13 protein-coding genes are annotated in these 15,196 nt (G+C 32.6%); 3 read left to right on the forward strand and 10 right to left on the reverse strand.

From position 1 onward, the window contains the following. Window positions 1-7: 7 nt before the first annotated feature. The 5 genes from Q0075_RS07050 to Q0075_RS07070 all read right to left on the reverse strand — a co-directional run bounded on the left by Q0075_RS07050 (window position 8) and on the right by Q0075_RS07070 (window position 7,189). Window positions 8-2,419, reverse strand: coding sequence for an efflux RND transporter permease subunit (locus Q0075_RS07050; protein WP_297868893.1), 2,412 nt, complete (start codon window positions 2,417-2,419; stop codon window positions 8-10). Between the two features lie 75 nt (window positions 2,420-2,494). Then, complete coding sequence (locus Q0075_RS07055) at window positions 2,495-4,978, reverse strand: DUF5686 family protein (RefSeq protein ID WP_297868894.1); 2,484 nt, start codon at window positions 4,976-4,978, stop codon at window positions 2,495-2,497. Window positions 4,979-5,044: 66 nt separating this feature from the next. Further along, window positions 5,045-5,608, reverse strand: coding sequence for a ribosome recycling factor (gene frr, locus Q0075_RS07060; protein ID WP_297868895.1), 564 nt, complete (start codon window positions 5,606-5,608; stop codon window positions 5,045-5,047). Window positions 5,609-5,636: 28 nt separating this feature from the next. Continuing rightward, window positions 5,637-6,344 carry a UMP kinase gene (gene pyrH, locus Q0075_RS07065; protein ID WP_297868896.1) on the reverse strand — a complete coding sequence of 236 codons (708 nt, stop codon included), beginning with the start codon at window positions 6,342-6,344 and terminating at the stop codon, window positions 5,637-5,639. A 65-nt stretch (window positions 6,345-6,409) separates the two neighbouring features. Further along, window positions 6,410-7,189: a patatin-like phospholipase family protein gene (locus Q0075_RS07070; protein WP_297868897.1), complete on the reverse strand. Its 780-nt coding sequence runs from the start codon at window positions 7,187-7,189 to the stop codon at window positions 6,410-6,412. A gap of 64 nt (window positions 7,190-7,253) precedes the next feature. On the opposite strand from Q0075_RS07070, the gene Q0075_RS07075 reads away from it, so the two are divergent. Then, window positions 7,254-7,859 carry a thioredoxin family protein gene (locus tag Q0075_RS07075; RefSeq protein ID WP_297868898.1) on the forward strand — a complete coding sequence of 202 codons (606 nt, stop codon included), beginning with the start codon at window positions 7,254-7,256 and terminating at the stop codon, window positions 7,857-7,859. 77 nt (window positions 7,860-7,936) lie between these two features. Here Q0075_RS07075 and Q0075_RS07080 read toward each other — a convergent pair whose 3' ends face one another. From Q0075_RS07080 to Q0075_RS07100, 5 genes are read right to left on the reverse strand one after another with little or no spacing between them, the layout of a single operon-like run. Then, window positions 7,937-8,557, reverse strand: coding sequence for a YiiX/YebB-like N1pC/P60 family cysteine hydrolase (locus Q0075_RS07080; protein WP_297868899.1), 621 nt, complete (start codon window positions 8,555-8,557; stop codon window positions 7,937-7,939). After that, window positions 8,547-9,245 (reverse strand): tRNA pseudouridine(55) synthase TruB, encoded by a 699-nt coding sequence (truB, locus tag Q0075_RS07085; protein WP_297868900.1) that lies wholly within the window; start codon window positions 9,243-9,245, stop codon window positions 8,547-8,549. The genes Q0075_RS07080 and truB overlap by 11 nt, the downstream gene beginning before the upstream one ends. After that, window positions 9,245-10,054 carry an undecaprenyl-diphosphate phosphatase gene (locus tag Q0075_RS07090; protein WP_297868901.1) on the reverse strand — a complete coding sequence of 270 codons (810 nt, stop codon included), beginning with the start codon at window positions 10,052-10,054 and terminating at the stop codon, window positions 9,245-9,247. Before Q0075_RS07090 ends, truB begins: the two co-directional genes overlap by 1 nt. A 6-nt stretch (window positions 10,055-10,060) precedes the next feature. Next, the gene (locus Q0075_RS07095) at window positions 10,061-10,300 is read right to left on the reverse strand and encodes a DUF3098 domain-containing protein (protein WP_297868902.1); all 240 of its coding nucleotides are present in this window, start codon (window positions 10,298-10,300) and stop codon (window positions 10,061-10,063) included. Window positions 10,301-10,349: 49 nt separating this feature from the next. Further along, window positions 10,350-11,225, reverse strand: coding sequence for a permease-like cell division protein FtsX (locus Q0075_RS07100; protein WP_297868903.1), 876 nt, complete (start codon window positions 11,223-11,225; stop codon window positions 10,350-10,352). A gap of 193 nt (window positions 11,226-11,418) precedes the next feature. Between Q0075_RS07100 and leuS the strand changes: the two genes are divergently transcribed. After that, complete coding sequence (leuS, locus tag Q0075_RS07105) at window positions 11,419-14,253, forward strand: leucine--tRNA ligase (RefSeq protein WP_297868904.1); 2,835 nt, start codon at window positions 11,419-11,421, stop codon at window positions 14,251-14,253. Between the two features lie 258 nt (window positions 14,254-14,511). Beyond that, on the forward strand, window positions 14,512-15,196 hold a 685-nt coding region (locus Q0075_RS07110), incomplete at its 3' end, for a zinc metallopeptidase (protein WP_297868905.1).

The following is a 15,196-nucleotide window of genomic DNA, read 5'->3' on the forward strand; positions in this document are numbered from 1 at the left end:
AAATATACTATTTCTCGTTTGAATTTTCTTCTTCAATATCTTCTGCTAAAATATCTAATGTTGGTTCTAAAAATTCTTGTTGGTTAGCAATGGTTTTATCTAGCGAAAGTAATAATGCTGGTAACAAGATTAGGTTTGAAATCATTGCAAAAAGCAACGTTGTAGCAACCAATCCTCCTAATGCTACAGTTCCGCCAAAGCTAGATAATGTAAATACTGAGAATCCAAAGAACAACACTACAGAAGTGTAAAACATACTAATTCCAGCTTCTTTTAAAGAGGCGTAAACAGATCGTTTTATTTTCCAATCGTTAGCTTTTAACTCTTGACGGTATTTCGCCAAAAAGTGAATCGTATCATCTACTGATATTCCAAACGCAATACTAAATACTAATATGGTGGATGGTTTAATTGGAATTCCAAAATAACCCATTAATCCAGCAGTCATTACTAATGGCAATATGTTTGGTAATAATGAAACGATTATCATCTTGAAAGAACGGAACATGTATGCCATTAATAACGAAATTAAAACAATAGCAAAAATTAGCGATTGTACTAAATTGTCAATTAAATAATGGGTTCCTTTTTCAAAAACATAAGCTTTTCCTGTTAGTGAAACTTCATAGCGTTCTTTCGGGAAAATGTGATTGATTTTGTCTTGTAAACGTTCTTCAATTTTTTGCATTTTGTCTGTACCAATATCTCGCATAAAAGTTGTAATACGAGCATATTGCCCAGTACTATCAACATAGCTTTTCAGCATATTCTCGTTTCCTTTTTTTGTCGAATTTTTTATGTACGATAAAATGAAAGCTTCTTCTTGTTTGGTAGGTAATTCGTAATATTCAGGATTTCCGTTATAGTAAGCTTGTTTTGAATATTTGACTAAATTAACAATAGAAACAGGTTTAGATAATTCAGGAATTTCTTCAATTGTTTCTTGAAGTTCTTCTATTCGTTTTAATGTTACTGATTTTAAAGCGCCTTTTGGTTTTTTAGTATCAATAACAATTTCTAATGGCATAACACCATCAAATTCTTTTTCATAAAATAAAATGTCTTTGTAAAAAGGTGCCTTTTTTGGCATATCTTCAATAATACTTCCTGAAATTTTAATTTGATAAATACCAATAATTCCCATCACTAAAATACCAATGGCTGTTGAAAAAACGGCAATTCGGTGATGTCTAATTGTATTTTCAATCCAATTCATGAAAGTAGCCATGTAGTTTTTGCCAAGATGAGCTAAATGTTTTTCTTTAGGCATTGGCATATAACTGTAAACAATTGGAATGATAATTAAACAAAGTATAAACAAGAAAACAATGTTTAATGAAGCTACAATTCCAAATTCTTTCAATAATTTACTATCTGTAAAAATGAATGTTCCAAAACCAGCAGCAGTAGTTAAATTCGTCATCAAAGTAGCATTTCCTACTTTAGAGATTACCCTTTGTAAGGATTTGGCTTTATTTCCATGATTTTTAATTTCTTGCTGGTATTTGTTAATAAGGAAAATACAGTTAGGAATTCCGATAACAATGATTAATGGAGGAATAATTGCTGTTAAAACGGTTATTTCATAATGTAATAAACCTAGCGTTCCAAATGACCACATTACTCCAATAATTACCACAAACATGGAAACCATGGTAGCTCTGAAACTTCTAAAAAAGAAAAAGAATAGTAATGAAGTAATTCCAAGTGCTGCACCAACGAACAATCCAATTTCACTAATAATGCTATTAGCATTCAGTGTTCTAATGTATGGCATTCCAGAAACACGAAGATCTAATCCAGTTTCTTTTTCAAAGGCATTAATTCTGTTTTGGTTAAGATATTTTTCAATAAACTGTTTTCTTGCTGGAGTATTTACAATCTTTTTATCCATGTAAATAGCAAAACGCACTGCACCACTTTCTTTATTGAACAGCATGCCTTCATAGAAAGGTAAATCGTTGAAAAACTCTTTTTCCTTTTCTTTTAAGTAGGTGTCAGAAATACTATCATTATTGATGAAAGAAACTAATTTGAATTTTTGTTCTAATGTATCTTTCTCAAGTACTTTTAAATCTTCAATAGATAAGGTAAGTTCAACTGCTTTATCCTTTTTTATTTCGGCAATGAATTTTTCCCAAGCTTTAATGTTTTTTTCATTAAAAAAGGTTTTGTCTTTAAATCCTAAGACAACTAGATTTCCTTCTTCACCAAATTTTTCTAAAAAAGAATTGTACTGAATGTTTACTTCATGATCATCGGGTAATAAATTAGCTTCAGTGAAGGTAAAACGCATGTTTTTCCACTGAAAACTCATGAAAATAGTAAATAGTAAAATAAGAACTAATAAAAAAACGCGGTTTCTTAAAATTCTACTGGCAATATAATCCCAAAAACTGGTGCTTAACCACTTTAACATCTCTCAAAAATTAGGCTGCAAAGGTAAGTATTATTGCTTAAAATATTGGTGTTGAGCGGAATTTTTAAGTTAATTTTAAAAGCCTAAATCTAAATAATAAGAAATTTTTACAGCAATATTATCGTCTATATGTGCTAATTGATTTGGTCCATATCTGTAAAAGGCAACTAAACCAAAACCTTTGAAGATTTTATTACATTCAACTCCACTTTCAAAAAAACCGTCTTCAAGGGTTTTATATCCTATTCCAATGTGTTGATTATTTTTGTTGTTTGAACCAACAGCCATTCGGGTTACGATTGTAAATTCAGGATTAATTTTGTATCCAAGACGAATTTTATTAAAAGTATGTTTTAATTGTAAAGACGCATATTTGTTAGAGAAAAATTCGTTAAAATACATGGTTTCAAAACTGTTTTTTCCTGCAAATGTTATTCGTTGAAGAATGGCATCTCTATTTAAATTATTGGGAACAATACTGTATAAATGTGTAATTGGAACATCGCCAAATGCTATACCAGTTTGTAGTAAAATCGAACTTTTTTGACCTGACAAAAATGGCAATTCATAATAAGTTTTGAAATCTAGTTTTGAGAAAACGAAATCATTTTCAAGTAAATTGGGTAATGTTTGGGTATACTGAATTGAAAATTTTGGATGTCTTTTTTCATATTCAATTTTTCCAACAGGTGTTTGCATGTAATTACTGAACGGATTCCATTGAATTGCTAATTGTAATGCAGTAATGGTGTAATTGGTATAAGATTTTCCGTCATTTATAAATGTGTAATCAAAAAGAGGCTGAATTTGATTATGAGAAATTCCAAAATAGCTTGAGGTTTTTGGTAAAAACTTACTCTCAATAAAAGCCGAACTCATCTTGTTATTATAAAATGTGGAAATATTTATTGGTCGAGGATCATAGATTTTAAATCTTCGTGAATCAGTTACAAAGTTAGTTTGAGCAATTTCGCTTATATCATCAGTATAAGAAGCGCTTACCCAAGTTTCCGAATTATTGTGAATTAGATAGGAAGGGGTTATTCCAAATTTAAATTCGTCATCCTTTAATCCATAAGCGCCATAAAAAGCTACTTTGTATTTATCAGATAATTTCGAATTGGTTACTGCGCCTAAGCCAAAACGGAATCCTTCAAAATTATTATATTTTACAATACTTCTTAAGTCAATATCAAATATAGAAATTGGTACATATCCATTAATAATTTTTCGACCTAGAAATATTTTATGCTCGATTTTTTCGGAAAGTGATAAACTGTCAATAGAAGTATAGGTCCGAAGTTTTCTTTTATCTAAACTGTCCTTTTTAAAAACGGACCAATATTCGTTATCTCTTTTTAAACTATTCTCTGGAATTTCAATCTTTACTCTTGGTTTAGAAATTTCAACTTTTTTATTAATTTCTATATCAAAAGGAGTTGATTCAATGACCACAAAAGCATGATCTGTGGCATTATTATTTTCAATTTCTTCTAGGCTAGAGCTAAATTTTATGGTTCCTCCTAATATTTTAATGTCTTCATGATTATTGCCTTTTGAAACTCTAAATTTTCGGTTTTTTGGAAACCAGATATCAAATTCTTTTTTATAGTCAAATGTATAGGTTGCATTAATATTTACTACTCCATAAATTCTGAAATAGGCTTGTGCGATTGCATAATTTTCGGTATCTATATAAAGTAGTCCTCTTAACCTGTTTGTGTTCAGTTTTTTAGGCTCAAAATAAATTCGATAAGAGCTTCTTCCTTCAATTTTAACCGTATCAATTAGCTTATAATTGTAGAGTCTTCTGCCATAGTTAGATATCGGATTTTGAACTGGAATTTCAAGAATTTCAAATGGATTTTCATACACTGAATAGGAAATAAGTTTTAACCCTAAGTATTCATATATAGGTTGTTCAAAACCTGCCATTCTTGTGGCTAAAATGGTTTCTTTATTTTGTTTTTGATGGTGCTGTATTAAATTTACTTTCTCCGTTTGATACAGATGTTGTTTTTCCGAAAATTTTTTGAATTTGTAATTTGTTGAATCCAATTTCATAATTGGACTTCTAAGGAGTCTTTTTTTATAAATGGTATCTATTTTAGAGGAGATACTGTCTGGATTTGCCGTTACTTGAACGTACTCATAATTTTTGTATTGAAAATTTTCTAAACGTTTTTCAGGGTCGTTTAATTTTCGGTTTTCAATTACTTTTTTGATGATATTATTTACTTCAATATCAGTGTAAATTTCTGTTTTTTTTTCGTTTAAATCGTTAACAAGTTTAATTGTAATGAATTGAATTTCCTTTTGTGGATAAAAGGTCTTTTCATAATATCCTTTAAAATTTATTCTTGCTGGAATTTTGATATCTTTTACATCAATTGTAAATTTCCCTTCCCAATCGGCATTGAATTTTTTATTATCATAAGAAATTGAAGCAAAAGCGATGGGAACTTTTGAATCAAAGTCGATAACTTGTCCTTTAATTTTGGTTTGTGCTACAGAACTAAGAGAAATGAAAAAGCACAAAAAAAGCCAAAAGTATTTCATGAAGGGTTTATTTCTTACAAAGATATTCAAAATAAAAAATCCCGACTACGAATCGGGATTTAAAATTTATACTTTCATGATTTCAGCTTCTTTAACGGCTAAAAGCTCTTCAATTTTCTTGATGAACGCATCTGTTAATTTTTGAACATCTTCTTCTGCTTTTTTACAGATGTCTTCAGCGGTTCCATTTTTTTCTTCTTTTTTGATATCCGTATTCGCATCTTTTCTGTGATTTCGGATACCAATTTTTGCTTCTTCAGCTTCGTGTTTCGCTTGTTTTACTAAATCACGTCTTCTTTCTTCTGTTAAAACTGGGATGTTAATGATGATGTTTTCACCATTGTTCATTGGGTTTAACCCTAAATTAGCAATCATAATTGCTTTTTCAATTGGGCCTAACATATTTTTTTCCCAAGGCGTAACGGTTAACGTTCTTGCGTCAGGAGCATTAATGTTTGCTACTTGTGAAATAGGTGTTTGCGAACCATAATAATCCACAAAAACACCACCTAACATTTGTGGAGAAGCTTTTCCAGCTCTAATATTTAAGAATTCTTTTTCTAAATGAGCAATCGAACCATTCATAGCTTCTTTTGCACTGTCTAAAATAAAATTAATTTCTTCTGTCATCGCTCTATATTTTTACTTCGTACTTTAATTATATGGTAACGGTTGTTCCAATAGTTTCACCTTCACATACTTTTAATAAGTTACCATCTTTATTCATATCGAATACAATAATAGGTAATTTATTTTCTTGACTCAATGTAAAAGCTGTTGTATCCATTACATTTAATCCTTTTGCTAATACATCTTCAAACGAAATAAAGTCAAATTTAACAGCATCTGCATTTTTTTCTGGATCCGAAGTGTAAACACCATCTACACGAGTTCCTTTTAAAATTACATCAGCACCTACTTCAATTCCTCTTAAAACTGCTGCTGTATCTGTTGTAAAGTACGGATTTCCAGTTCCAGCACCAAAAATAACAATTCTTCCTTTTTCTAAATGACGAGTAGCTCTTCTTTTTATGTAAGGTTCAGCAATAGCTTCAATTTTTAAAGCGGTTTGTAAACGCGTTTGCATTCCAGCTTCTTCTAAAGCGCCTTGTAATGCCATTCCGTTGATTACTGTGGCTAACATTCCCATGTAATCTCCTTGCACTCTGTCCATTCCGTTGCTTGCACCAGCTACACCTCTAAAAATGTTTCCACCGCCAATTACAATGGCAATTTCAACTCCTTTATCGTGAATTTGTTTGATTTCTTGTGCGTATTCTGCAAGGCGTTGTGGGTCAATACCATATTGTCTATCGCCCATTAAAGCTTCACCACTTAATTTTAGAAGAATTCTTTTGTACTTCATCGTGTTGTATTATTTTGGTGCAAATATAGTTAAATCGGTTTTTTCTAGAAAAAATGTTCGAATAATTATAAATTTAATTCCTGAAACGATTTTTTTGCTTCGTTGTAGCCGATTTCAAAAATGGTATCCATCTTAGTTTTACTAGTTTCAAACGTACTAAAATTGGCTAATTCCTTAGGTTCGATAACCCAATCGCACAAATTGAATTTTTGATAATTATAATTCGCATACAACAAATCAAAGGCTCTACTGGTGACAGATTTTATCGATTTTAAATCTTTGGATTCGATATTTTGAATTGGACTCACATAAACACCAATCAAATAATCACATCTTCCTTGTAAAATATCGGTTGGGAAATGATTCAAAATACCACCATCGCTATATAATTTCTTACTGATTTCATATGGTGATAACATTCCTGGAAAAGAGGATGAAGCTAAAATAGCATCAATAACTTTTGTTTCGGAATTAAAAATTTTCAGTTTTCCTTTAACCAAATCGGTTGCCGTGATGTAAGCTGGAATTTTTAAATCACCAATAGTGACATCACCTAAAATTTCTGCAAAATAACTTTTGAAGGATTCCGAATCAATCAATCCTGCTTTTTTGAAAGTAAAATGTTTCCAATGAAAAAAGTAAATCGACTTGAAAAATTCCAAAATTTCTTCGGGCGTTTTCCCAAAAGCAAATAATCCGCCAACTATGGCACCAGCACTTGTTCCAGCAATACAAGAAGGATGTATTCCTTGCTCGGTTAAAAATTGCAAAGCACCTGCATGTGCAATTCCTTTAGAACCGCCACCTGATAGTACGATTCCGATAGATTTTGACGCATTTTCCATGTGTAACATTTCTTACATATTATTATCAAAAATAGGATTAAATTTGCCAAATAAAGTTAAGAAGATGATAAATACTATAAAACAAGCACTAGAAAATAGTTTTTCTTATGCCGATTACAGAAAAAAAGTTACGAGTTTAATTGCTGAAGGAAAATCTACAGGTCACGAACAATCAGCCGATTTACTTCATTATTCAGAATTAAACGAAACGAGAATGCATCGTTTGGATAAAACCATTGAAGTAACTCCAGAGGTAAATGCTAAATTAGAAAATCTTGACAAAAAATACATTTGGTTGGTATTAAGCGAAGGTTGGTGTGGCGATGCCGCTCAAATCGTTCCTGTGATTCACAAAATGGCTGAAGTATCAGATAAGGTGGAATTAAAAATTGCTTTGCGTGATGATAATGATGCCTTAATGCAACACTTCTTAACGAATGGAGGAAAAGCAATTCCAAAATTAATCCTTTTAGATGCTGAAACTTTAGAAGTTGTGGCGGATTGGGGTCCAAGACCAGCAGGAGCAAAACAATTAATTTTAGATTACAAAGCCGCTCACGGAATTGTTGATGAAACCGCTAAAATAGAATTGCAAAAATGGTATTTACACGATAAAGGAATTTCGATTCAGAATGAAATCGTGGAACTGCATGAGCAAGTTTTAAGTTGATTTTTTTTGGAACACAGATTATAAAAATTTGGATAATTTTTAAAATTTCTTCAATCTATGTTCCTGATATTGAAATTTCATTGAATACTACCTATAATATTCAATTTATCAGAAGTGGAAATTCCGCCAGGGTTACAGCCTAGTTGACCTTCTGGGATTTCCATTTTTAGTTTCTCGTAATAGTCTGCCCAAACTTCAAAATACTGATTTGATTTTGGTGATTTGAATGTCATCGGAAATAAATCAAACAGTGGTTTTTTGTATGAATGCAAAAACGCATCATAAATTAATTCCGAACAATAATATTTTCCGTTATTGTACAAATATTCGTCATCATAAGGAACACCAACTTGTTGTAACGAAAAAGTGATAGCTTCAGGAATGTATTTTCGGTATTTTCTTTTTAATCTTCCTACGAACATTTCTTCTTTTGTGTAGGTTTTGAAGGTTTCGTAAGGAGTTATTTTTACTGCTTTTCCAGCAGCTTCAATTACGAAAATTGAATCATTTTTGATATACACCATGCCCAAATGACTAAAATCTTTCCCTTGATAACCTTCAGTAACCTCGTTAATTGCTTCGCAAAGAGGACCGCAATTCATCGATTGAAATAAAATATCTCCTGTTTTTAGTTTTACGTTTTGTGAAAAACCAAATTGGAATAAAAGAAATAATAGAAGGAATATTTTATTTTTCATCTTGATGCAATTGTGCAAAATCATCAGGAGTAATTGCGTTTTCAACCGAATAATCGCCAATTTTTGTTCTTCGAAGCGCTGTTAAATGTCCACCTGATTGTAATGCTAATCCAAAGTCATATGCTAACGAACGAATGTAAGTTCCTTTACTACACTTAACTCTAAAATCGATTTCAGGTAATTGAATTCTTGTGATTTCAAATTCGTAAATCGTAGTTTTTCTCGATTGAATTTCGACTTCTTCACCAGCGCGTGCGTGTTCATACAAACGTTTTCCATCTTTTTTAATGGCAGAAAAAACAGGTGGTTTCTGGTCGATTTCACCTAAAAACTGTTTTGTGGTTTCGAAAATCAATTCTTCGGTAATATGTGCTGTTGGAAAAGTAGCATTAACTTCCGTTTCTAAATCATACGATGGAGTAGTAGCTCCAACCATTATAGTTCCAGTATATTCTTTAGCTTGTGCTTGAATTTCGGTAATACTTTTGGTGAATTTTCCTGTGCAAATAATTAATAAACCTGAAGCTAATGGATCTAAAGTTCCAGCGTGACCAATTTTGAATTTTTTCGGTAAGTCGTATTTGCGTTTTAAAATGTATTTCAATTTATTCACCGCCTGAAAAGAAGACCAAGTCAAAGGTTTGTCAATTAAAAGTACTTTTCCTGCTAAAAATTCTTCGGCACTCATTATTTGTATAAATTAAAGTACGCTAATAATAGAATTCCAGCAACAATACGATACCAACCCCACGGTTTGAAACCGTATTTTTTGATGATTTCTATAAAAAACTTAATAGCTAAAACCGCTACAATAAAAGCCACAACATTTCCAATGATGAACATTTTTGTGTTTTCGGGTGTTTTTAAAATCAATTCATATCCTTTTAAACCACTCGCTTCATACGATTTTAAAAAGATAGAATAACAAGTAACCGCTAACATGGTTGGTACAGCCAAAAAGAACGAAAATTCAGCTGCTGCTTGTCGTGACAATCCTTGTTGCATACCACCAATAATACTTGCGGCACTTCGGCTGGTACCAGGCATCATGGCTAAACATTGCCAAAAACCAATAGTTACCGCTTTTTTTATGGTAATGTCTTCTTCTTTAAAGATGGTAGGATTTTTGAAAAATTTATCAACAAATAACAGAATTACTCCACCTATGATAAGTACAACAGCAATTGGTGTGGGATGTTCTAAAACCGCTTCAATTTTATCGTCAAATAACTTTCCTAAGATTAAGGCTGGAATAACGGCAAAAGCTAATTTAATAAAGAATTGAAGTTTAGAGAAATCGAAAAATTTCTTCCAATACAAAACTACAACTGCTAAAATGGCTCCAAATTGAATGGAAACTTGAAACAGTTTGGTAAATTCCTCTTTTTCAATCCCAAAATAAGAACTCGTAAAAATCATGTGTCCCGTTGAAGAAACGGGTAAGTATTCCGTAAGCCCTTCAATGATGGCAATGATGATAGCTTGTAAAATATCCATAAAGTGTTACTTCTTCGGATTTTTTAAAATCGAATAAATCGTAATTCCGAATCCAATTAAAACTACAGTTGGAGCTAAGCGGATTCTTCTAAAACTGAATAATTCATCTGCTTTAAAAACATTTGGATCGTCGCTTCCGCCACCACTCATTAAAATAAATCCAAGAGCAATAACGGCTAATCCAACTAAAAGAATTTTATAGTTTATCTTATCAAAAAGAAATTCCGGTTTGTTATTATTTTCCATTTTTATGTTTTTTTAAATCCAATGAACACTGTAAACTGAACACTGAATACTAATAAAGATCGTCTGTTTTTAAATTCAAGAAACGTTGTGTAGCAAAGAAGGTACTAATCCAAGTGATTAGAATTCCAATTCCTAAAACACCTGTAATTACTATTCCAAGTGAAACGTAATCTTTTGCAATGCCTAAACTTGGGAATATACCATCTACATAAATAGCTAAAGCGATAATTCCGATGATAGCTAATCCAGAACCAATTAATCCTAGTTTAATACTTCTCCAAATAAAAGGTTTTCTAATGAACGATTTTGTCGCTCCTACCATCTGCATGGTTTTAATGGTAAAACGATGAGAATAAATTGATAATCGCATAGAACTGTTGATTAACAACATCGCCACAACCGTTAAAATTCCGCTGATGATTAAAATCCAAAACGTGATTTTTGTTACGTTTTCGTTTACCATATCTACTAGTTCTTTATCATAGATAATTTCCGAAACCATTTCGTTTTTACGAATGTTACGCTCAATTTTCTTGATACTATCTGCATTAACGTAATCTCCTTTTAAGTGAATGTCAAATGAATTTTGAAGTGGATTGAATCCTAAAAACTCCATAAAATCTTTTCCAACGATATCCACATTGTTTTTAGCGGCGCTATCCTTGTGAACAAAAGCATATTCTTTGATGAATTTAGCGTTTTTTAATTCGGTGTCAAAAGCTCTAATAGTAGAGTCTTTTGCATCGTTATCAAAGAAAACAGTCATAGGTATGTTTTCTTTAAAATCATTAGTAATCTTTTTCGAATTAATTACAAAAAGTCCTAAAGCTCCTAATAGGAATAATACTAAAAAGATACTCAATACTACCGAAAAGTAAGAAGATATCAAACGTCGTTTGTTGTAATTTTCAAAAGATGATGCCATATAATTCTATTTAAGCCGTAAAAATAGTAAAGAAATTTTGTTTACATAGAATATAACAACAAAGTTTTAACTTTAGTATTATAAAACGTATTTTTGCACCGAAAAAAATAGTGGTCAGTCACAGTCGCAGTCATCAGTTGTTCAAATTGAGGCTAAAAACTGAGACTGAAAACTGAGACTGAAAACTAAAATAATGAAGTACTTCCATAACGAAATCGAAGCCAAATGGCAACAATATTGGGCAGAGAATCAAACTTTTGCTGCATCAAATAATTCAGACAAACCAAAATACTATGTATTAGACATGTTTCCTTATCCTTCTGGAGCAGGCTTACACGTTGGGCATCCGCTGGGTTACATAGCTTCTGATATTGTGGCAAGATATAAAAGACATCAAGGTTTTAATGTGTTGCATCCACAAGGGTACGATTCATTTGGTTTACCAGCCGAACAATATGCGATTCAAACAGGTCAACATCCTGAAAAAACAACTCGTGAGAACATTGCGCGCTACCGTGAACAATTAGATAAAATCGGATTTTCTTTTGATTGGATTAGAGAAGTGCGTACTTCAAATCCAGATTATTACAAACATACACAGTGGATTTTCATTCAATTATTTGAATCTTGGTACAACAAAAATTCAGATAAAGCAGAAAGCATTTGCACTTTAATTCAAGAATTCGAGAAAAACGGAAACGCCAATGTAAATGCGGTTTGTGATGATAATATTGTACCTTTTTCTGCTGAAGATTGGAAATCGTTTTCTTCTGAAGAACAACAAAAAATCTTATTACAATATAGATTAACCTATTTAGCGGAAACCGAAGTAAACTGGTGCCCGGCATTAGGAACAGTTTTAGCGAATGACGAAATCGTAAATGGCGTTTCAGAACGTGGCGGACATCCTGTTATTCGTAAAAAAATGACGCAATGGTCAATGCGAATCTCTGCTTACGCGGAACGTTTATTGCAAGGTTTAAACGAAATCGATTGGAGTGAATCCATCAAAGAATCACAAAGAAACTGGATTGGAAAATCAGTTGGAGCAATGGTTTCGTTTAATGTAAACAATCACGATGCTAAAATCGATGTTTTTACCACTCGCCCTGATACGATTTTCGGAGTTACATTTATGACATTAGCGCCAGAACACGAATTGGTTGCTCAAATCACTACTCCAGAACAAAAAGCAGCAGTTGAAGCTTATGTTGAAGCTACAGCAAAACGTTCGGAAAGAGAAAGAATGGCAGATGTTAAAACGATTTCAGGTGTTTTCACTGGTGCGTATGCGGAACATCCTTTTACGAAAGAACCAATTCCAGTTTGGATTGGCGATTACGTATTGGCTGGTTATGGAACAGGTGCGGTGATGGCGGTTCCATGTGGCGATGAGCGTGATTATGCTTTCGCGAATTTCTTTAAAGGAACGCACGGAATGCCAGCAATTAAAAATATTTTCAATCAAGATATTTCAGAAGCGGCTTACGGAGAAAAAGGCGGTTTCGAATTAGTAAATTCTGACTTCTTAAATGGTTTGGATTACAAATCGGGAACTAAAAAAGTCATTGAAGAATTAGAAAAAATTGGAGCAGGAAAGGCAAAAGTAAATTACCGTTTACGTGATGCGGTTTTCTCTCGCCAACGCTATTGGGGTGAACCTTTTCCAGTATATTATGTGAATGGTTTACCACAAATGATTGACAAAAAACATTTGCCAATTGTTTTGCCAGAAGTAGAAAAATATTTACCAACCGAAGATGGTCAGCCACCTTTAGGAAACGCAACGGTTTGGGCGTGGGACAGTGTTCAGTGTTCAGTGGTTAGTAATCAGTTAATAGATAATGTAACTATTTTTCCACTTGAATTAAACACGATGCCAGGTTGGGCAGGTTCTTCTTGGTATTGGATGCGTTATATGGATACGCACAACACCGAAGAATTTGCAAGCGAAGAAGCATTAAAATATTGGGAAAACGTAGATTTATACATTGGTGGAAGCGAACACGCAACCGGACATTTATTGTATTCTCGTTTTTGGAACAAATTCTTAAAAGATAGAGGTTTCGCTCCAACTGAAGAGCCATTCAAAAAATTAATCAATCAAGGAATGATTTTAGGAATGAGTGCTTTTGTTTACAGAAGTGAAGATTCAAAAACCTTATATTCAAAAGGATTGATTAAAGATAAAAATGTTCACCCAATTCACGTTGATTTATCTTGTATTAATGATATTACTAACGAATTAGACATTGAAAAATTCAAATCACATCCATTATATTCAGATTATAAAGATGCGGAATTCATTTTGGAAGGTGGAAAATACATCGTTGGTCGCGAAGTAGAAAAAATGTCGAAATCGAAATACAACGTAGTCAATCCAGATGACATTTGTAATGAATATGGCGCGGATACCTTGCGTTTGTACGAAATGTTCTTAGGGCCATTAGAGCAAGCAAAACCTTGGAACACTGCTGGAATCACAGGAGTTTCCGGTTTCTTGAAAAAATTATGGCGTTTGTATTTTGATGACAATGGTTTAAATATTACGAATGACGAACCAACAGCGGATATGTACAAATCGCTACATAAAACCATCAAAAAAGTAACGGAAGATATTGAGAATTTCTCTTTTAATACGTCGGTTTCTCAATTCATGATTTGTGTAAACGAATTACAACAATTAAAATGCAATCATAGAGCAATTTTAGAACCATTAGCGGTTTTAGTTTCTCCTTATGCGCCTCATATTGCTGAGGAATTGTGGTCTGCTCTAGGTCATGAAGGTTCCATTGCAACGGTTGCTTTTCCAAAATTTGAAGAAAAATATTTAGTAGAATCTGAAAAAGAATATCCGGTTTCTTTCAATGGAAAAATGCGTTTCACTATTAAATTGCCATTAGATTTAACGGCAGCTCAAATTGAAGAAATTGTAATGACAGACGAAAGAACACAAGCACAATTACAAGGTAGAACTCCAAATAAAGTCATTATTGTTCCGGGTAAGATTATTAATTTGGTAGGATAATTTCAATACATTTTTGTCATGCTGAAAGAATCTCACGCAAACTTTGTAGAGTCTCTTTCAGAGTAACAAACTTGTGATTAATATGAAACCGCAGATTCACTGATTTCAAATTAATCTGCGAATCTGCGGTTTTTTCTTTTAGTTTTTGTAACATTTTTCATTTTTTACGTATAATAAATAAATCAAAATGTCAACTTGTCATTTAAGATAAATTGGCTTAAATTTTGTATATAGTTTATAAAATTAAAAAGAAAAATTATGTTTGGATATTATATCATGATTGGAGCGATTGCTCTAGTAAGTTGGTTAGTAAGCTCGCGTTTGAAGAGCAAGTTTGAATACTATTCAAAAGTGTCATTACGAAACGGAATGAGTGGAGCAGAAATCGCCGAGAAAATGCTTCACGATCACGGAATTTTTGATGTAAAAGTAATTTCAACACCCGGAAGATTAACGGATCATTACAATCCTATGGATAAAACGGTAAACTTATCAGAAGCAGTTTATAATCAAAGAAATGCGGCTGCGGCTGCTGTTGCGGCTCACGAAGTGGGACATGCGGTGCAACATGCTCAGGCCTACAGTTGGTTAACGATGCGTTCTAAAATGGTGCCTGTAGTAAACATTTCGTCAAGCATGTCGCAATGGTTGATTATGGGTGGTTTGATTTTAGGTTTCGCTTCTAAATCAAGTATTGGTTTTTATGTAGCGGTTGCAGGTTTAATTTTAATGGCTATTGCAACTACCTTCAGTTTCGTTACGCTTCCAGTGGAATACGATGCAAGTAACAGAGCATTAGCTTGGTTGAAAAATAAAAACATGGTTAGCCAACAAGAATATGCAGGTGCCGAAGATTCATTAAAATGGGCAGCAAGAACTTATGTTGTTGCAGCTTTAGGAGCTTTAGCGTCTTTGTTATATTGGGCTTTCCAAATTTTAGGTT

The sequence above is a fragment of the uncultured Flavobacterium sp. genome (genome assembly GCF_937967675.1).
GTDB lineage: Bacteria > Bacteroidota > Bacteroidia > Flavobacteriales > Flavobacteriaceae > Flavobacterium.